Annotated in this window: 22 protein-coding genes; 17 read left to right on the forward strand and 5 right to left on the reverse strand. The window is 34.8% G+C overall.

Going from position 1 to position 19,414, the window contains the following annotated elements:
• Nucleotide 1 precedes the first annotated feature (1 nt).
• The 16 genes from GJE18_RS01520 (at nucleotide 2) to GJE18_RS01595 (ending at nucleotide 14,415) form a co-directional block, all read left to right on the forward strand.
• Nucleotides 2–763 (forward strand): threonine/serine exporter family protein, encoded by a 762-nt coding sequence (locus GJE18_RS01520; RefSeq protein ID WP_240928888.1) that lies wholly within the window; start codon nucleotides 2–4, stop codon nucleotides 761–763.
• A 3-nt stretch (nucleotides 764–766) separates the two neighbouring features.
• Nucleotides 767–1,234, forward strand: a complete 468-nt coding sequence (locus GJE18_RS01525) for a threonine/serine exporter family protein (protein ID WP_037566360.1) — start codon at nucleotides 767–769, stop codon at nucleotides 1,232–1,234.
• Nucleotides 1,235–1,456: 222 nt separating this feature from the next.
• Nucleotides 1,457–2,998, forward strand: coding sequence for an SLC13 family permease (locus GJE18_RS01530; protein WP_060552365.1), 1,542 nt, complete (start codon nucleotides 1,457–1,459; stop codon nucleotides 2,996–2,998).
• 100 nt (nucleotides 2,999–3,098) lie between these two features.
• Nucleotides 3,099–3,440, forward strand: coding sequence for a YuzB family protein (locus GJE18_RS01535; protein WP_060552366.1), 342 nt, complete (start codon nucleotides 3,099–3,101; stop codon nucleotides 3,438–3,440).
• A gap of 221 nt (nucleotides 3,441–3,661) precedes the next feature.
• Nucleotides 3,662–4,210 carry a flavodoxin family protein gene (locus tag GJE18_RS01540; protein ID WP_037566362.1) on the forward strand — a complete coding sequence of 183 codons (549 nt, stop codon included), beginning with the start codon at nucleotides 3,662–3,664 and terminating at the stop codon, nucleotides 4,208–4,210.
• A 146-nt stretch (nucleotides 4,211–4,356) separates the two neighbouring features.
• Nucleotides 4,357–4,839, forward strand: coding sequence for a GNAT family N-acetyltransferase (locus GJE18_RS01545; RefSeq protein WP_060552367.1), 483 nt, complete (start codon nucleotides 4,357–4,359; stop codon nucleotides 4,837–4,839).
• 21 nt (nucleotides 4,840–4,860) lie between these two features.
• Nucleotides 4,861–6,162: an HD domain-containing protein gene (locus GJE18_RS01550; RefSeq protein ID WP_037566364.1), complete on the forward strand. Its 1,302-nt coding sequence runs from the start codon at nucleotides 4,861–4,863 to the stop codon at nucleotides 6,160–6,162.
• A gap of 71 nt (nucleotides 6,163–6,233) precedes the next feature.
• Nucleotides 6,234–6,740, forward strand: coding sequence for a YwhD family protein (locus GJE18_RS01555; RefSeq protein ID WP_103345840.1), 507 nt, complete (start codon nucleotides 6,234–6,236; stop codon nucleotides 6,738–6,740).
• Between the two features lie 461 nt (nucleotides 6,741–7,201).
• Nucleotides 7,202–7,627 (forward strand): YwiB family protein, encoded by a 426-nt coding sequence (locus GJE18_RS01560; RefSeq protein WP_037566366.1) that lies wholly within the window; start codon nucleotides 7,202–7,204, stop codon nucleotides 7,625–7,627.
• Nucleotides 7,614–9,272: an arginine--tRNA ligase gene (gene argS / locus GJE18_RS01565; RefSeq protein ID WP_107368298.1), complete on the forward strand. Its 1,659-nt coding sequence runs from the start codon at nucleotides 7,614–7,616 to the stop codon at nucleotides 9,270–9,272. The genes GJE18_RS01560 and argS overlap by 14 nt, the downstream gene beginning before the upstream one ends.
• A gap of 135 nt (nucleotides 9,273–9,407) precedes the next feature.
• Nucleotides 9,408–10,289, forward strand: a complete 882-nt coding sequence (locus tag GJE18_RS01570) for an ABC transporter substrate-binding protein (protein ID WP_060552370.1) — start codon at nucleotides 9,408–9,410, stop codon at nucleotides 10,287–10,289.
• Between the two features lie 4 nt (nucleotides 10,290–10,293).
• Nucleotides 10,294–11,256 (forward strand): FecCD family ABC transporter permease, encoded by a 963-nt coding sequence (locus GJE18_RS01575; protein WP_060552532.1) that lies wholly within the window; start codon nucleotides 10,294–10,296, stop codon nucleotides 11,254–11,256.
• A gap of 162 nt (nucleotides 11,257–11,418) precedes the next feature.
• Nucleotides 11,419–12,123, forward strand: a complete 705-nt coding sequence (locus GJE18_RS01580; RefSeq protein WP_060552371.1) for an HAD family hydrolase — start codon at nucleotides 11,419–11,421, stop codon at nucleotides 12,121–12,123.
• On the forward strand, nucleotides 12,123–12,923 hold the full coding sequence (locus GJE18_RS01585; protein WP_085622163.1) for an alpha/beta fold hydrolase: 801 nt from the start codon (nucleotides 12,123–12,125) through the stop codon (nucleotides 12,921–12,923). The genes GJE18_RS01580 and GJE18_RS01585 overlap by 1 nt, the downstream gene beginning before the upstream one ends.
• Before the next feature lie 91 nt (nucleotides 12,924–13,014).
• Nucleotides 13,015–13,521: an SA0570 family protein gene (locus GJE18_RS01590; RefSeq protein WP_060552373.1), complete on the forward strand. Its 507-nt coding sequence runs from the start codon at nucleotides 13,015–13,017 to the stop codon at nucleotides 13,519–13,521.
• A 177-nt stretch (nucleotides 13,522–13,698) separates the two neighbouring features.
• Nucleotides 13,699–14,415: a hypothetical protein gene (locus tag GJE18_RS01595; RefSeq protein WP_037566372.1), complete on the forward strand. Its 717-nt coding sequence runs from the start codon at nucleotides 13,699–13,701 to the stop codon at nucleotides 14,413–14,415.
• A gap of 160 nt (nucleotides 14,416–14,575) precedes the next feature.
• Here the strand turns inward: GJE18_RS01595 and sarA are convergent, their stop codons facing one another.
• The 5 genes from sarA to sroA form a co-directional block, all read right to left on the reverse strand.
• Complete coding sequence (gene sarA, locus GJE18_RS01600) at nucleotides 14,576–14,947, reverse strand: global transcriptional regulator SarA (protein WP_037566374.1); 372 nt, start codon at nucleotides 14,945–14,947, stop codon at nucleotides 14,576–14,578.
• Nucleotides 14,948–15,240: 293 nt separating this feature from the next.
• Nucleotides 15,241–16,137 carry an efflux RND transporter periplasmic adaptor subunit gene (locus GJE18_RS01605; protein ID WP_085622161.1) on the reverse strand — a complete coding sequence of 299 codons (897 nt, stop codon included), beginning with the start codon at nucleotides 16,135–16,137 and terminating at the stop codon, nucleotides 15,241–15,243.
• A gap of 522 nt (nucleotides 16,138–16,659) precedes the next feature.
• Nucleotides 16,660–17,583, reverse strand: a complete 924-nt coding sequence (locus tag GJE18_RS01610; protein ID WP_171509159.1) for a DMT family transporter — start codon at nucleotides 17,581–17,583, stop codon at nucleotides 16,660–16,662.
• Between the two features lie 697 nt (nucleotides 17,584–18,280).
• On the reverse strand, nucleotides 18,281–18,496 hold the full coding sequence (locus GJE18_RS01615; protein ID WP_107368296.1) for a DUF2922 domain-containing protein: 216 nt from the start codon (nucleotides 18,494–18,496) through the stop codon (nucleotides 18,281–18,283).
• A 15-nt stretch (nucleotides 18,497–18,511) separates the two neighbouring features.
• A complete protein-coding gene (sroA, locus tag GJE18_RS01620; protein WP_107368295.1) occupies nucleotides 18,512–18,715 on the reverse strand; it encodes a sigS mRNA-stabilizing protein SroA in 204 nt (67 codons plus the stop codon).
• 143 nt (nucleotides 18,716–18,858) lie between these two features.
• Here sroA and GJE18_RS01625 point away from each other — a divergent pair, with 143 nt between their 5' ends.
• Nucleotides 18,859–19,410: a tyrosine-type recombinase/integrase gene (locus GJE18_RS01625; RefSeq protein WP_037566382.1), complete on the forward strand. Its 552-nt coding sequence runs from the start codon at nucleotides 18,859–18,861 to the stop codon at nucleotides 19,408–19,410.
• The last annotated feature ends 4 nt before the right edge of the window (nucleotides 19,411–19,414 follow it).

Consider the following 19,414-nt stretch of genomic DNA (forward strand, 5'->3'; position numbering starts at 1 on the left):
CGTGTCGCATACATTACCAACAGATAGAGACGTTGCCAATATTATTATTCTTGCGGGCCGTATTTTGCTTGAATCAGGTGCTGAAGCAAAACGTATAGAAGATACGATGGTCCGCATAGCGGCGAGTTATGGATTTCGTGAAGTACAAGGTTATGCGTTAAATATTTTCATTGATTTTTCGTTGTCACCTGACCATGAATCACGCATGGTAAAAATTAACAAAAATGATACGAATTTACGCAAAATCTTTTTAGTGAACCAAGTATCTCGCCAAATTGCGAGAAATGAATTGTCATACAAAGAAGCATATCAAGCATTAAAAGACATTGATAAAAATACAAAACGCTATCATCTAGGTCACAAAATGTTGTTTGCAGGGATGATTTCGATGAGCTTTTTATACCTACTTGGTGGCGGTTGGTTGGAATTATTTCCAGCAGCTCTAGCGGGTGCTCTAGGCTTTTTAGTTACCGAGTACATGAAGGGAAAACAGCTCACGCTTTTTATCCCTGATATGATTGGTTCATTGGTCATAGGTCTTGTCGCTCTTTGTATAAATATGTGGCTACAAAGTCCGAATTTAGGTTCTATTATTACTGCAGCAGTCATGCCAATAGTGCCGGGTGTGTTAATAACGACAGCTATTCAAGATTTATTTGAACGACACATGCTCATGTTTACTGCAAAATTTTTAGAGGCGATTGTGACATCGTTTGGTATTGGTGCGGGAATAACAACAGCATTTTTATTAATAGGAGGTTAAAAGATGGTTTTAGTTTTTATGTTTATATTTAGTTTCTTAACCGCCTTCTGTTTTGCTTTTGTCTATGACGCACCTAAGCGGCTCTTTATCCCAGCTGGCTTATGCGGAGGATTTGGATATATCATTTTTCATATTGCGACAGTTATTCTTAATGTCGATAGCATTTACGCAAGTTTATTAGGGAGTTTTACATTGGGCATTTTAAGTCATGTTATGGCACGAGTGATGAAGTCGCCAGTCATTATTTTCATGGTACCAGGCATCATCCCCTTAGTCCCAGGAAGCATCTTTTTTAAGGCAGCTCAAAAGTTGCTAACGCTTGATTTTAATGAGGCCAATGTCATTTTTATACGTGCAACACTTATCGCAGGTGCCATAGCTGTCGGACTATTATTTTCAGATCAGATTGCCAAATCTTTTATACGAAAACCAGTACAAATTATAAAACCGAAACGCAAACATATTGAATAATCAATTGAACGAGATTAACGTAACTGTCACTTGAAGCGGTTATGGCCATCTCGTTTTTTTATTTGATTTACTTATTAAAATTAATTTGTAATTTCTAACATATATGACACGTTGTTTATGAAAAAGTATATATTAATTCCCTATTAATTATGCTATTATATTTAAAATATCTTATTTGGTAGCGCTACCAAATAGGGTGTGTAAAGGGGGAAGGGTGTTTTGATGCAAAATCAGTCTCAATTATTAACTTATTTTTCGAAAAAGCAACCAGAACGTCAACCGTCATACTCTAAGGCACAATGGATTGGGCTCATTTTAGGTCCATTGTTATTTATAGTGACATTACTTTTTTTTAAACCTGAAAATTTAGCCTTTCAAGGCGTTTATGTGTTAGCGATTACGGCTTGGATTGCTGTATGGTGGATTACAGAAGCCATCCCTATACCAGCGACCAGCTTACTGCCGTTAATTTTATTACCTCTTGGAAAAGTGATGGATAGTGCAACAGTATCCGCACAATATGGGAACGATATTATCTATCTCTTTTTGGGAGGCTTTATATTGGCAGTTGCAATGGAACGATGGGATTTACATACGCGTATCGCGCTTACAATTATTAACAGTATCGGAACGAGTACAGGGCGTATATTACTTGGCTTTATGGTCGCTACCGGGGGACTTTCGATGTTTGTATCGAATACAGCGGCTGTTATGATTATGATTCCGATAGGGCTTGCGATTGTAAAAGAAGTCCATGAATTAAAAACGGATCAAACGAATGATGAAAGCATCTCTAAATTTGAGCGTTCGTTAGTTTTAGGTATTGGGTATGCGGGAACGATTGGTGGACTCGGGACATTGATAGGAACACCACCACTAATTATTTTAAAAGGTCAGTATGCGTCACATTTTGGTGAAGAATTAAGTTTTGCTCGTTGGATGATGGTTGGAGTGCCAGCAGTCATTTTGCTCTTGTTTCTCGCGTGGCTATATTTTAAATTTATTGCGTTTAAGCATGATATGAAAACGTTACCCGGTGGCAAACAAGTAATTGAAACAAAGCTCAAAGCGCTAGGAAAAGTGAAATATGAAGAAAAAGTTGTTTTCACAGTATTTTTACTTGCAAGTTTTTTATGGGTATCACGAGAATTTCTATTGGCGAAGTGGGCGCCTACAGCATTTGTAGCAGATGGCACGATTGCTATGTTTGTGTCGGTATTACTTTTCTTAATCCCGGCTAAACAACAACATCGTCGTATTATCGATTGGACAATTGCTAAAGATTTACCATGGGGTGTATTAATTTTATTTGGTGGCGGTCTCGCACTTGCCAAAGGTATTCAAGATAGTGGTTTGGCCAAATGGTTAGGTGAACAATTAACATTACTTAATGGTGTGAGTCCGATTATCATCGTCATTGTAATCACAATATTTATTTTGTTCTTAACTGAAATCACTTCAAATACGGCGACAGCTACAATGATATTACCTATTTTAGCGACATTATCTGTAGCTATACACGTTCATCCTTTATTGCTCATGGTCCCTGCAGCAATGGCAGCTAATTGTGCGTACATGTTGCCAGTGGGCACACCGCCGAATGCCATTGTTTTTGGAACAGGTAAAATTCAAATTAAAGAAATGGCTATTAAAGGGTTTGTCATGAATATGTTGAGTATTGTTGTTATTATATTGATTGTCTATTTCTTAGTACCACCTATTTTAGGTATCGACATTACACAAAGCTTGCCAATTAAAAATTAAAATGATTAATTATGTCATAATTTATTTGCCAACACCTTGAAAAAATAACAAAAAAGAGTAAAATAAGTAGAGTTATCATTTAAGGAAAGGTGTGGCGTAGTTGAAAAATAAATTCATGGTCTGTGATGATTGCCAAGCAGTGAATTTAAAAAGTGTCATGAGCAAATTGAAAAAAATTGACCCTGATGCTGAAATTGAAATTGGTTGCCAATCGTATTGTGGACCAGGTCGACGTAAAACTTTCGCCTTTGTTAATAATCGTCCTCTTGCTGCACTGACAGAAGAAGAGCTCATGGAAAAAGTGGTAAAACAGTTAGAAAAGCCACGAGATCCTGAAGAAGAGGAACGTTTGCGTCAACGTAATGAAGAACGTAAACGACGCAAAGAAGAGCAAGATCGTAAACTTAAAGAAAAATTAGCGAAACGTAAACAACAGAGCTAAGACAGTGTTGTTTTAATTCAATACATTTAAATCTTTTAAGAGAATGGGAATGGGTAACCCCGTTCTCTTTTTTATTAGATATGCTTTGTATCAATGAAATATTTGATTGAATTGAGTGTGTTTGTATTCTGGGAAAATTAGTGAAAATTGTATGCTTAAACTTCTGTACAAGGGGAATAGTTTCTACGAACGCAATATGTTTATGTTTGTAGGTGTTAAAAATGATTACAGTGTTATTTGGTGGAAGTAGAGAAAATGGAAACACAGCAACATTAACTGAAAAAATTTTAGAAGGTCAAGACTATCGATGGATTGATTTAACGCAACTCACCTTAAAACCAGTTAGAGATGTACGGCATTATGATAGTCAGATTTTAGAATATAATGATGATTATCAACGTGTGATTGATCAAGTTTTAGAGAGTGATGAAGTGATTTTTGCTTCACCAGTGTATTGGTATAGTATTAGCGCAACGTTAAAATCATTTATTGATCATTGGTCTGAAACGCTACAAGATCCACGTTATCAAGATTTTAAAGCAAAAATGCAAAAAATTAATTTCCGACTTGTACTGGTTGGTGGCGATAGTCCGAGAATTAAAGCGCTCCCTTGCGTGCAACAGATCGAATATAGTTTGCAATTTTTAGGCGCACATCTTGCGAGTTATTTGATTGGCTATGCGGAAAAACCTGGTGATATTGAACAAGATCAATATGCGATGAAAGAAGCTGAAAGATGGAATAGTAACTTTCTTGCTTCAATAGATTAAACGTGCAATTCCAAGCATCGAAGGTACGTCAAAATCGGTATCTTATGCTATAATATAATATATTCAATGTGATTAATGCGTATTGTATGAGTGGTGTTTTAACCCTACATTGCGCATTGATTTTTATTTAAGGGAGCGGTTTAGGAATGTATGAAGTAAGAATTGCTACACCTAAGGATGTTATTGGCATTCGAGATGTTGCAACAAAAGCATGGTACAACACATATTTAGATATTTATGCAGCTTCAACGGTTAATGCGTTATTAGCTGCTTCATATAATGAAAGTCACCTCTTAAAACGTTTAGAAGACCAACTGTTTTTAGTCGCAATTGAGGATGGAGACGTCGTTGGATTTGCCAACTTTATTAGTGGCACTGAGTTATATTTATCTGCGCATTACGTACGTCCTCACTCGCAACGTAAAGGTTTTGGACGTTTACTATTAGAGCAAGGTTTCGCGCATTTTAAAGGGCAATATGACGCAGTATATTTAGAGGTTGATACACAAAATGAACGTGGTGTGGCATTCTATGAAAAAGAAGGTTTTGAAATCATACGTACATATGAAAGAGAAATGTATGAGGAAACAATGCACTTGGCTTTAATGAAAAAAACACTCACTACATGATGGGTTAAGGAGGGATCTCGTTTGTCAGAGATACCGTATGTCAACCGTAAATTATCAGAAGAAAAAGTATTCAAAGACCCGATACATCGCTATATTCATGTGAAAGACCAACTTATTTGGGATTTAATTAAAACGAAAGAGTTTCAAAGGTTACGACGTATTAAACAGTTAGGGACATTAAATCTAGCATTTCATACGGCTGAACATAGTCGCTTTGGACATTCTCTAGGTGTGTATGAAATTGTGCGTCGCATGATAGATGAATCATTCAGTGGACGAGATGCATGGCGAGATGAAGACCGTCCATTAGCGATGTGCGCCGCGTTGCTTCATGACTTAGGACACGGTCCATTTTCCCATTGTTTTGAAAAAATATTTAATACTGATCATGAAAAATTTACACAAGCCATCATTACTGGCCATACAGAAGTCAACCAAGTATTACGGCGTGTAAGCCCAGATTTTCCACAAGCAGTTGCTGAAGTGATTAATAAAACACATCACAATAAACTTGTGATTTCAATGATTTCTTCTCAAATTGATGCAGACCGTATGGATTACTTACAACGTGATGCGTATTTTACAGGTGTGTCTTATGGCATGTTTGATATGGAGCGTATTTTACGCTTAATGCGTCCGTCTGAAAATGAAGTGTTAATTAAAGAGAGCGGCATGCATGCGGTTGAAAACTTTATTATGAGCCGTTACCAAATGTATTGGCAAATCTATTTTCATGCAGTAAGTCGTGGCGGTGAAGTGCTTTTAAATAACTGTTTTAAACGTGCAAAATATTTATATGAAACAGGTTATCATTTTGATACTGTTCCAATAGATTTTATACCGTTTTTTGAGGAACGTGTAACGATTGAAGAATATATTAAATTAGACGAAACGGATGTCACTTATTATATGAAAAGTTGGACGAAAGAATCCGACCCGATTTTGAGTGATTTAGCTCGGCGTTTTATTAATCGTGACTTATTTAAATTTATTCCTTTTGATGGGTCTATTATTACCATTTCAGAATTACGTGAACTCTTTGAAAAAGGTGGTATTGATCCTGATTATTACTTTGTAAGTGATTCATTTTCTGATTTACCTTATGATTATGATCGCCCAGGTTCTAATCGACAACCGATTCATTTACTTCAACCTAACGGTGGGATACGTGAAATCAGTAGTCAATCACTGATTATTTCAAGTATTACTGGTATTAAAAGAGAAGACTATAAATTGTATTATCCAAAAGAGTTAGTTCTAAAAATTGAAAACCTGGAAATTAAAGGGGCTATTATCAATTTATTAAATGAACTCAATTCATAATTGAAGGAATACTCATTGATATAATATTAGAGAACGACACATTAATGTCGCATGCTACAGGAGGTATAATCGTGGCAGAACAAAAAGGCTTTAAGTTTAATATTATTAAAAACGATCCTTTAGACGGTCATAAAGGGACAAATATTGGGTCGATTAGTTTAGATAATGTGGCACCTGTGTTTATAGATATTGAGGCGCAAGAAGCGTTTATAGATATTGGTGCGATGCATGCACGTGCGGATGTAGAACGTGGAGTAAAATGGATTACAGATAAGGACACTGTGAACGTTGAAGGTGCTAAAGCATATTGGTTATGCTGGGTGACGACAGAACGTGGTGAGCAAGGTCCTTATTATGCTGGTTTAACAGCTGCTTATTTGCTCGTCAACAAATCTATTAAACGTGGCTATAAAAGCATGCCAGAACACGTCAATATGATGGACAAATCAATGAAACATAAAGTCATCATTGATCATATTGGGGAAGCAAACAAACACGTATTAAAAACATTTTTAGAAACGCATAATGCAGAGATGTGGCGAAACTCAGGTGAGGCGCTGAAACAAGCATTATCTTAAATACACGAATGAGAGGGGCTGGGACATCGTACAGCTCCTTTTATCATTGAAGCCAACAAGTTCATGTACAAATGAAATTTGTTGGCTATTATTTTCTATATAGATACTTTAATCTTTGTGAAAGTAAATAGATGAATTCACAATTATCAATTCAAACGAGGCCTTAGCCAAGACTTCTGAGGCATTGAACCGAAATCGAAAATTCATTTTGTGGTAAGGTGCCATGAAAAGTGAGGTTTTAGGAACGATTAAAATTAAGAATGTTTAGGTCCTCACTTTTATTTATATGAATAAATATAAAAGAGAAAGAGTTAAAATTAATCGCTCTGTATGGTTGAGTTCACGAAGCTTTTGGTATTGGGACCGAATGTCAACATTCCATCATCGTTTTGCTTCTTTTTTCTCCCTACACCATTATGTTATAATTATGAGTATTATTTATAGAGATAAGGTGAAGCGAATTGGAAAGAAATGTGAGGATAGAAACACTCCAAATTGTGAAACAAGATGACAGCAAAGAGAAATTTGTGAACCAACTTGAAGGGACACTCACTGAAAAAAATGCGACATTTATCCGTTATAATGAACAAGTTGATGAAGTAAACGTCAATGTAACTGTTAAGATTGCGCCAGATGCTATTAAAATTATTCGTAAAGGCGACATTAATATGACGTTACATTTCCAAGAAGGTCAACCTACGAAAACGTTTTACCATATTCCTGAAGGTAAAATGTTGTTGATGGTCAATACATTGAGCATTATTCATTTTGTAGATGAAGCTGGCGGAAAGTTAAAAATTCATTATGAGTTATACCAAGATGATGACAAAATGGGCACGTATCAATATGAAATAAAATATAAGGAGATAAAAGATGAACTTAATTGATCAAGTCAAACAAACATTAGTTGATGAAATTAAAAAAAGTATTCAGCAAGCCGGTATTACAGATGACGTACCAGCGATTAAAATTGAAATACCAAAAGACGAGAAAAATGGTGATTATTCTACAAATATCGCCATGGTTTTAACGAAGATTGCAAAACGTAATCCAAGGGAAATTGCGACGCTAATTGTTGAAAACTTGGATGCGACGAAAGCGCATGTAAAGTCTATTGACATTGCTGGACCAGGATTTATTAATTTCTATTTAGATTCAAGTTATCTATATGAAGTCATCGATCAAGCAATGGAAAAAGATGAACGTTTTGGCTATGCAGACGTCCCTAAAAATGAAAAAATCCTTGTGGAGTATGTCTCTGCCAATCCAACCGGGGATTTACATATCGGTCACGCGCGTAATGCAGCAGTAGGTGATACGTTATGTAATATTTTAAAAGCGGCTGGATACGACGTGACACGAGAATATTACATTAATGATGCAGGGAATCAAATTACGAATTTAGCAAAATCCATTGAGGCGCGCTTCCTTCAGAGTTTAGGTGAATCAGTAGACATGCCAAAAGATGGCTATCATGGTAAAGACATTAAGAAAATTGGTGAAGATTTAGCGGCGACGCAGCCTGAACTAAAATCTTTAGACAGCGACACACGTATTAAGCAATTTAGACAATTAGGTGTGGACTATGAAATGAAAAAATTGAAAAAAGATTTGGCTGATTTCAATATTCATTTCGACAATTGGTTTAGTGAAACAACGTTATATGAAAAAGGTGATATTAAAGCTGTATTAGAAAAAATCACTGACCTTGGCTATATTTATGAAAAAGATGGCGCGACGTGGCTACGTACAACAGATTTCAATGATGATAAAGACCGTGTATTAATCAAACAAGATGGTTCTTATACGTACTTCTTACCAGATATTGCATATCATTTTGACAAAATTCAACGTGGAAATGATAAGTTAATCAATTTGTTTGGTGCTGACCATCACGGATATATTAATCGTTTAAAAGCAGCGGTGGAAACGTTTGGTGTGGATCAAGAACGTCTTGAAATTCAAATCATGCAAATGGTACGTTTAATGCAAAATGGCGAAGAAGTTAAGATGAGTAAACGTACTGGTAATGCAATCACTTTAAGAGATATTATGGATGAAGTAGGTATTGATGCCGCACGTTATTTCTTATCTATGCGTAGTCCTGATACACATTTTGATTTTGATATGGAGCTTGCGAAACAACAATCTCAAGATAATCCTGTCTATTACGCACAATATGCACATGCGCGTATTTGTTCAATTTTGAGACAAGCGGATGAAAAAGGGTATCATGTCGAACAAGGTTTGGATTACACAACGATCACGAATGATAAAGCGATTGAATTGCTTAAAAAGATTGCAGAATTTGAACCAATGATTGAAGGTGCTGCTGAAGCACGCGCAACACAACGGGTGACAAACTATATTCAAGATTTATCTGCACATTTCCATAGATTTTATAATGCTGAAAAAGTGTTAACTGACGATGAAAATAAAACAAAGGCGCATTTAGCGTTAATCACTGCAACACGTATTACATTACGTAATGCCTTAACTCTAGTTGGTGTAACTGCACCAGAACGTATGTAAGATTAATCTAAAATTCTATAGAAAAAATGATGTACGACAACGTGCATCATTTTTTTGTTGGCATTTTATAAATAATAGTGGTATCTTACGCGGGATTTGTTATAATTTGTGAATAATCAGATGAGGAGTGAGCACATGAATTTAAAGCGTGTCATTGTTTTTGTTTTGACGGTAATCATCATGTTATCAGGATGTAGTTTTAACCAAAATCAATCGCAACAATCTGGTAAAACTTCAGATAAAGTGCCTAACCGTATTATTTCACTCATGCCGAGTAATACTGAAATTTTATATGAATTAGGGTTAGGTAAACATGTGGTAGGCGTATCAACCGTTGATGATTATCCTAAAGACGTACGTGAAAAAACGCAATTTGATGCGATGAAATTAAATAAAGAATCATTGATAAAAGCACAACCCGATCTTATTCTCGCACATGAATCACAAAAAGCATCTCAAGGGAAGGTGTTAAAAAGTCTTGAGCATAGTGGCATCCATGTGGTTTATGTTAAAGATGCACACTCTATTAAAGATATGTATGAGAGCTTTGCACAAATAGGAAAAGTGACGCATAAAGAGCGAGAAGCTCAAGCATTAATTAAAGAAACGCAAGCAAATATTGACAAAATTACAAAACAAACGAAAAAGAAAAAAACCAATCCAAATGTATTTATTGAAATTGCTTCAGAGCCTGAAATTTATTCTGTAGGTCAAAAGACATTTATGGATGACATGTTAACACAATTGCATGCTAAAAATGTCTTTCACGATCAACAAGCGTGGCCTACAGTGAGTAAAGAACAAATCATCCAAAAAAATCCAGATGTGATGATTACGACATCAGGAGTATCAACTAAAGAGTATCAACAACTCGTGGCACAACGTGGCGGCTTTAATAAAGTTAACGCTGTAAAAAATAACCGAATTATTGCATTAAACGATGATGTGTTATCTCGACCAGGTCCACGCATTGATGAGGCAATGAAGCAACTGAGTGATGCGATATATGAAAAATAATATGATGAAAGACCTCATAACTTTAAGTTTATGGGGCTTTCTTTTAATCGGTATCACCATTTACAGCTTGTGTAGTTTTATGGATTGGTCAAGCCCTTATGCGTCAACAATCATTTTTGAGGTACGTTTGCCTCGGATTTTACTCGCACTTTTATCAGGGATGGGGTTAACATTAGCAGGTTTTTTGTTTCAGCTTATTTTAAACAATCCCCTTGCTGATAGTTTTACACTCGGTTTAGCAAGTGGGGCGACACTAGGGGCTGCACTCACTGTGTTTTTGGGGATATCTTTTTTATGGATTGCACCTATTTCCATATTATTTGGAGTGGTTTCGCTCTTCGTTGTAGTTTTAATAGCGCATGTTGTATCGTGGGGATACCCAACTAAAATGTTAATTTTATCAGGAATTATGGTAGGCGCGTTAATGAATGCCATTTTGTATCTCTTAGTTCAAATGAACCCACAAAAATTACAAAATATATTAAATTATATGTTCGGTGGATTTTCAGCAGCGGAAATGAGAGAAGTTATCATCATAGGTAGCGTACTTTTATGTGTCATAAGCATCATTTCAGCGTTATTACCTCAATTAAAGTTGCTACAACTTAATGACTTGTCTAGTCAAAGTCTAGGACTTAAAACGCAACAACTCAGTTTCATCACATTATTTATTGCAACATTACTTTCTGCAGTCATTATTGGTTACGTCGGGGTCATTGGGTTCATAGGCATCGTGATACCGCAATTTGTTCAGCGTACGAGTCGAGGTCATTTAGGGGTTAAAATGGTTTTGAATCTGATTATAGGTGGTACTGTGATGGTGTTTGCAGATGTATTAGGAAGTCAGTTATTAAGTCCTACGCAACTGCCGGCAAGTATCGTTTTAGCGTTAATCGGGATTCCTTTAATGTTTTATATATTGGTTATAGAACAAAAAAACCGGCATCAACATAGCACCAATATATAGGACACGCAAAAATATGCCACTTCAATCAGCATTTAATACCGTAGTTGATAGGTATACACAATGTGTACGTACTTTAATTTTAGAAAAAATGAAGGTATGCTACTATTACATTAATAAATTTCGTAGCTAGGATTAATTTTTAAAAGTAATGAGGTCGTCATAATGGAATTAAAACATATTAAAGCAATTATTTTTGATTTAGAAGGAACGTTGCTTGATCGAAAAAAATCTAGAGATAAATTTATAGAGGAACAGTATGAACGGTTTCACGACTACTTAGTGCGTGTTCAAGCTTCTGATTATCGTAATAAATTTATTGAGCTAGATGATGATGAAGATCATGATAAACCAGACGTGTATAAAGAAATCATTAAACAATTTAATGTAGATAGACTTAGTTGGAAAGATTTGTTTCATGACTTTGAAATGCATTTTTATCGCTATGTATTTCCATTTTATGACACCACATATACACTACAAAAGTTGAAAAAAGCTGGCTATAAAATCGGTATAATTGCTAATGGGAAATCAAGTATTAAACATTATCGTGTCTATGCGTTAGGGATTGAAGATTACGTCAATCATCTGTCGACATCTGAAGCGGTAGGTTTTAGAAAACCTCATCCGCGCATTTATGAAGATATCATCGAAAAGTTGAATGTAGACCCTTCAGAGGTTGTGTATGTCGGTGATGATGCTTTAAATGATGTAGCGCCCGCTAGAGCTATGGGAATGGTGAGTGTATGGTATCGTCATAAACAAGGAGAATCAGACCTTGAGCCATTAGCTTCAGAAATGGATTATGAAATCTCTACATTAGAAGAAATATTAGATATTTTGAATATACCGAGAGGGGATGAAAAATAATGAAATTATTTCGTACATCAGATGGTACAGCTTTATACTATCGTTCAATGGGTCATGGAGAACCGATTATTATGATTCACACAATTCATATGAATCATACCGTGTTTGAAGACATTTCTAAACGATTATCACGTCATTATCAAGTGATTCTTATTGATTTAAGGGGGCACGGTTATTCTGACAAACCTTTAAGCATTGCATTTCAAGCTTTTGCGCAAGATATTAATGAGCTGATGGAATTTTTATATTTAAAATCAAGTATGATTGTAGCAAATGAATTAGGAAGTATTGTTGCCATGGATTTAGCAGTACGCTATCCAAATAAGGTCACAGAACTTGTGCTCATTAATCCAACCGTTAGTAACGATTTATTGCCTAAAGAACGCTTATTTTTAAAATATGCCGAAAAAATCAGAACGTGGGATAAGGCAGACCAAGAGCAGTTTTTTGAAAAACATTTGTATTACGCTAAAAATAAAGTGCGCAAATTTTTAAAAGGGGTAGATAATTCAGCGGAACTACTCACGGATTATGAACAACGTGCAGTCGATCAAGCATTTCAAAGTGTGGACATTAAACAATTGACGATGCAAGTCAAGAAGCCAACGCTCGTCATTGCAGGTAATGCCAATGAGCGTGTTACACCAATTGAATCAAAAGACGTCGCAGACTTAATTCCAAATTCTGAATTTCATCTATTTAAAAAATCAGGCGTGTATCCTTTTGTTGAAGAAAAAGAACGATTTTTAAAAACACTAAAAACATTTACAAATAATAATGTGAAAGATAATGTTTTGTAATCTTTTTGTAATATAACTGTTATTATAATGACATTTCGTGTATACTAGTAGTGAGCACAGAATCGAAAGAACGAAAAGGAGCGTGTGCTTTATGAAAAAACTCGTCATCGCTGTACTTATTACTGGTTTAACATTGTCAGGAGTAGCAACAGGATCTGCCTCTGCGATGGAAGGCAATACCATTCAATCTGTAAAAGCTTTACAAAAAGGTGATCAAACAGTTGAAGGTGTTAAAATCGGTCAAAATATGGCAGACGTGATTCGTGTCAAAGGTGAAGGTATTCATACACAAGCAGGATTTGGTTCTGAACAATTTTATGAGTACCATACATCTAAGGGAACAATGATTGTCACAGCGAATTCTAGTAGCGCAAATGCGAAAGTGACACGTATCTCAATGAGTTATAACAAAGCAAATGGCCCAACTTACAAAGAGGTTAAAAAGAATGTAAGTGATAAGGCTGTGACACGTGAACATTATAATAAAGTAACAGGTAACAGTGGCTTTATTATTGATGGGAAACGTTCATATCAATTTGCATCTACATCACCTAAAGACAAAGTCATCAAATTGTACAGAATTGATCTTGAAGGATAAATACATTGATGTTTGATTATCATGACTGGGGACAGTGGGGCTGAAATCGTTAGAGAGCATCTTTAGATTTCTTAGTCTCACTTCCTTTGATTTATGTATAACGACACTTTATACTTATGGTTTCGGGTACGGGCACTGTCCTTCCACCGAACATAAGTATTGATGTTGGAGGCACTTATGAGACCGAATGATCGCACTTTAATAGATAACGTGGAAGATTATCTCACGCATAAAGGGATAACCACGACGTTAATAGATGATGTTAAAGAAAATTTGAGAAAAGATATACAGAAATCTGAAAAACAAGGTGTAGATTATATAGAGTATCGTCAAAAATCGACTGCTGAAATTATATTAACGATTCAAAAAAATTTGTTCACATTACAGTTTAATCCAGTAGTCTTTTTTATTATAAACTTTATCTTGATTTCCTATCTTTACGATAAGCAACTGGTACCATTTGGTGCGGCTACAGGTTTATCTATTTTATATATCTTAGTTTTATTGCCGATTTCTGTAACGATTTATTCACGCATTATGCGTAAAAGTTATCTTTATCAAAATCGCCTTGAAAGTTATATAGGATTAATATTAGCAGTTGTCGCTATGTTGCTTATCGGAATGAATACATTTGATATTACATTAGGCATCCATATTGTCACACAATATACGCATCTTGTTATCGCAGTTTTTGGCATGTTTTTTACTCTATGGGGATTATATCGTAAACGTTTAGAATATACGGGTGTGGGTTTATTACTCGTGCAAAAAACGGTAGATATCATCATACGAGATCCTCAAGCAGCACAACTCATCTCTATCGCAATATGGGTGATGATTCTTGTCCTTATTATTTTTTACACGATTGAACTTTCGTCAAAAAAACAAGTTTAATGGGCGCGTTGCATTAAATTAACGTCATAAGTTAGAACGTTTACAAACGTTACTTAATCGAATGTTAGTTTATAAAATGATCGATTTCGATAACTATAAGGTTCAGTTCAATATAAAAAAGTACCACTTCACATCGGTTAGGTGAAGTGGTACTTTTTTATTATTGTGGTTTAATGTCGGTGCTTTTGATTGTTTCGTTTACACGATTTAACAATTCGTCGATTTTTTTACGTTGTTCATCGTTTACCAAAATTAGAACAGTTCGCTCATCCTGTTCGTTACGACGCTTGTTGAAGTAACCTTCTTGAGATAAGTTCTTTACCGCTTTAACAACTTGTGGTTGTTTGTAGTTTAAGTTGTTAATAATATCTTTAAGGTAATATTCGTCTTCGATGCGGTAGCTTAAGTGAGTTAATACTGCAAACTCCTCAAAACTAATTTGGAACTCTTTTTTGATTACGCTTTTTAATCTGTCTGCGTACGTAACCATTGATAATAATTCGAAACAATCTTTTACTCTAGTAACAGCCATGTTCATAACCTCCCGTATTTCATTGCCCTTGGATATATTTTTCAAAACTGTCTTGGAAGACAGATTAATGAAACCCTTTACTTATTAATTACAAATGAAATATCTATACCTTCTTTTAAAAAGTTATTGATATTATTGCTTGTGAATTGATTTAAGTGCAATTAGATTGTAATTATAACCAAATTATTTTTGATTGTAAACTAAGAAGGCTTAACCGCACTCTATATGAAACAAATTTTTTGTAAAATAGTGGATTCCGTCACCTTAAAGCAACATGATCATGCTTCTCTATTTTAGTGCGCATTTATTTCATGTGGATATCGTACGACTTTCTCCCCTGCAAATATTCCATTCTTAATTATAAGTTGCTCATTTATTCTATCATAACTTATTATTCGTTTAACCAATTTGCTTTTCTTATAAATCAACACGGAATTTTCATCCAGTAAAATGTCACGCGGTAATATCATTTGTGGCTTTGAAAATTGGACTTCAAAATGAGTGCCAATAGGGTAGGTTTTAGGTGTCTTAATTTTAATAAAATAGTACGTTTTTCTAGAAATTTCAGGGGAATATGTAGGGGTGAAATGTGTTGATACTACAGTGCCTTTAACGGTTTTATCCATTAAAGTAGAACGGAGTGTAACGGGTTGCGCTTTTTTAAATTTTGTATATAAATGTTCGGGAACTTTAACCAGAATATGTTGTTCTTTAGATGATATTTCTAAAATTTTTTCTTTATTTTTGTCTGGAACAAATTCATGCAAACGCACGATTCCTTCTGCAGGTGATGGTATTGTATGATACAAATCTGATTTCAGTTGTATAATTTCTTTATTGATTTCGAAGATTTGGTTGGCGTTTAATTGAGAGGATAATAATTGATTTAAAGCGTGAATCAAAGGTATTTTCGAGGGGTTGTGATAGGTGATTAATGGTTGATCTATAGTTACTTTTTCATTATCTTTCACATGAATATCTTGAACAAAACCTAAATTCTCATTATATTTTAATATATAGTTATAGTCAGATTGCACAATGCCTTTCAAATATTGAGGGTATGTGAATGTGGCACGTATCGTTTGAATATTTGGTTTGTTTAGTTGGTAAATAAAATAAACAGAAATGCTTAGAATTAAAATTAATAAAATTAAACTTGATGAAATAAAGAGGATAAAGGACTTTTTCATTTTATCACCTCGAAATGTAGTTGATGAAAATTATACTCTAATAATGTTTTTGTGCAATAGAAGTATGGTGGTTATAAACAGAATTCTAAATATAATTAAAACAACATTCGAGAAAAATGAAAAAATCTTGATAATGTGTTCCATTTGATATAAAACATTTCAAATTGTACAGATTATATCTAATTTTCTGAGTTTTTGAATAAGAATTACTGGTTTGAAAAAAGTAATTCGTCTTGGAATGTGACATAGATCATTAAACCTATGATTGTCCCTAACGCCTCGCTTTTCTAGGCGCCTTACCTCAAAATGGATTTTCGGTTGCGGCTCAATGCCTCAGAAGTCTCGGCTAAAGGATCAATCACAATGCATCATAGTGTCCATCACTAAGACAAAATCGATTTATATAAATAATAGCTAACAAAGTTCATGTATAAATGAATTTTGTTAGCTTATTTTTTATTAAAAGGTCTGCTATGTCCCAGCCCCGACAGGCGAAACTGATGGTTGAAAGGGGTTAGTGCGTTAATGAAACTGAATCAAGATAATAGCTGTAATGATACACAAAAGCCCAAGTAGACGTTGGCGATCAATGGAACGTTTGGTCATTCCCATCCATCCAAAATGATCGATGCATAACCCCATAACAATTTGACCTAACATAACGATGATTAACGTTATGGTGATGCCTAATAGAGGCGCCACGATGATATTCGTTGTAACAAATAAAACACCTAGTGGTCCACCAATAAAATGCCATATGCGTAAGGGTCCGTAAGTATCGTGGTGCGTGATGATTTTGAAACGGCGATGCACGATAAGGGTTAATAGCATAAGTGTGAATGTACCTACTAAAAATGAAACAAAAGCTGCAAATAAAGATGAGTGCGTGAGCTGACCTAGGCTGCTGTTAACAGCTGTTTGAATGGGGGGCGCAAATCCAAACATGATGCCAATAAGCATCCAAATGACGTTTTTTTGACGAGTGTCTACCGCTGATTTGGGTTGATAGTTCATCAATAGGATGCCAAGTATAAGAATGAAAAAGCCAACGATTTTGAGAACCGTTATGGTTTGCACTGGCATCTGAAACAAGCCGAACGTATCAATAATCACTCCCATCATCATTTGACCCGAAAGTGTTGTGATCACGGTCAAAGACGCACCAATACGCGGGAGTAAAAGAAGGTTACCTGTTAAAAAGATGACCCCCATTAATCCTCCAATAATCCATCGATAATCAAGCGTATAGGAATTGAATATATTGAGCGAAAAATATTGGGGTTGCGATAGTATAATGATGATTGCTAAAACACACGTTCCTGTAAAAAAAGACACTGTAGATGCGTAAAATGCAGATTGCGTATATTGACGTAAACGTGTGTTAATGGATGTTTGAATAGGAATCACTGTACCAGCTAAAAGTGTAAGTAACATTAAAACGAAAATCATAATAGCTCCTTTGTTTGTAATATGATGCATTTAATTTATAAACGATGTCTTTCACATTTTAAAACGGCATATAGACAAGTGAAAAATGGGACTGCACTAAAGGTATTAAGCTTATTAAATGAATGTAAAGATTAAAATAAATTTCTATTAAAGTTTACATGGTATGTACAAGTTTTAGTACGATAGTAATAACTTAAAGAGAGTGCGGTGATTTTTGTTGTCTGAGTTTGAAGTGGTAAGACTGATTAATGAAGAAAAGTTTATCGTAAACAATGCCGTCGAGGGTGCATTCCAAAGTAATGATTACGTAGAAGTATTACGCGTGGAATCACCTTATCAAATTATAGCACGCGTATGTGAAGTATATGACAAATACATAGTATGTAAAACGATTGACACATCAAAAGTGTTTTATGGGGAAAAGGTTAGGATACTTGAATAACATATTGTATTCATCATACGATAATATGCTTAATCAGTTGTGATGCTACTTAAACAAAAAGGCCTTCAAAATTCATTCTAAAATGAACTTTGAAGGCTATTAAAATACATATAAGGAAATGCTGCACTGTATTTGTGTGATCATAATACTTTTACTTTCATATCAAAATCTTTATTAAAAATTTTGACATCAAGCATAAGTGCCATGAAGCTGGGGATTTAAGGGGAAGTGACGATGTTTTGAAATATGAATCTAGAACAATACTGTAATATTGCGGTCTATCAACTGTGCAGATTTAACTTTTGTAATCGGCGTGCCATTGTTATTTAAAATATTTAATTTAACAATCTTGTCCGCTTGAATTTCTACGAGCTCTCGTGTAATTGTCGTTGCTAACTTAGGAAGTTGAAACTTAAAGGGCTTTTGTAATGTGTTCTCAAATGTGATTTCTAATGTTTTAGTGTTCATTGGGTACCTCCAGAATTATCCGATTTGTTCAGTTTTTACAGTTTCAATAGTGTCATAATGTTCACCAGTCAGAGCTTCTATCACTTTAGCGAATGAAAGCAATTCTTGCGTCGTGGCAGAGCCTTTAATTTGATTAAATCGACGGCTCATTTTGGTAGTCTTTCCCTCTGGTGATAAAGTGGTTTGTGTCAGAATAAGTGTCAAATTTGAATTGTTCATGATGTCTGACCTCCTTTCACTTTATATATCGTAAAAAAAGCAACAAAAGGTCAAAACTTTTTTGAAAAATTTGAACTTAACCCTTTAATGTTACAAAAATATATTATATCATTGTATAAGAAACATTAAATGAGGTGTGATAAGTGAATTTTGTAGATCCTATTAGAGATAAGTCTGATATTCATAAAATGTATGTCTATTTGCAAAGTCAATCTATGCGAGATTACTTATTGTTTAAGTTTGCGATTCATACAGGAATCAAATTAAACGAACTTCTAAATCTTGCGGTGAAAGATGTTTATAACGACCATCATGAAATCGTCCATGTTTGGGTTGCGAGTTCATCTGAAGAAATTCGCGTCATTATACCAGAGAAGTTAAGAAATGAATTGAAGTGGTTTATTGATCAGGAGAAGTTGCAGTGTGACGATTTGTTATTTCAATCTAAGCGCACTAAAAAAGGCTTAAGTCGCCAACAAGCGTATCGTATTATTAATGCTGCCGCAACTAGAGTAGGGATTGAACATATTGGATTGACGACGTTACGTAAAACATTTGCTTATCATACGTATCGTTCCGGTGTATCCATTTCAATTATTCAAAAATATTTAGGGCATCAAACTTCATATGAAACGATGAAATTTATCGGTATTACTAAGAAAGAGATCAATACCACAATCGCCTTAAATTTATAATTTT

The sequence above is a fragment of the Staphylococcus agnetis genome (assembly GCF_011466855.1).
Taxonomy (GTDB): Bacteria; Bacillota; Bacilli; order Staphylococcales; family Staphylococcaceae; genus Staphylococcus; species Staphylococcus agnetis.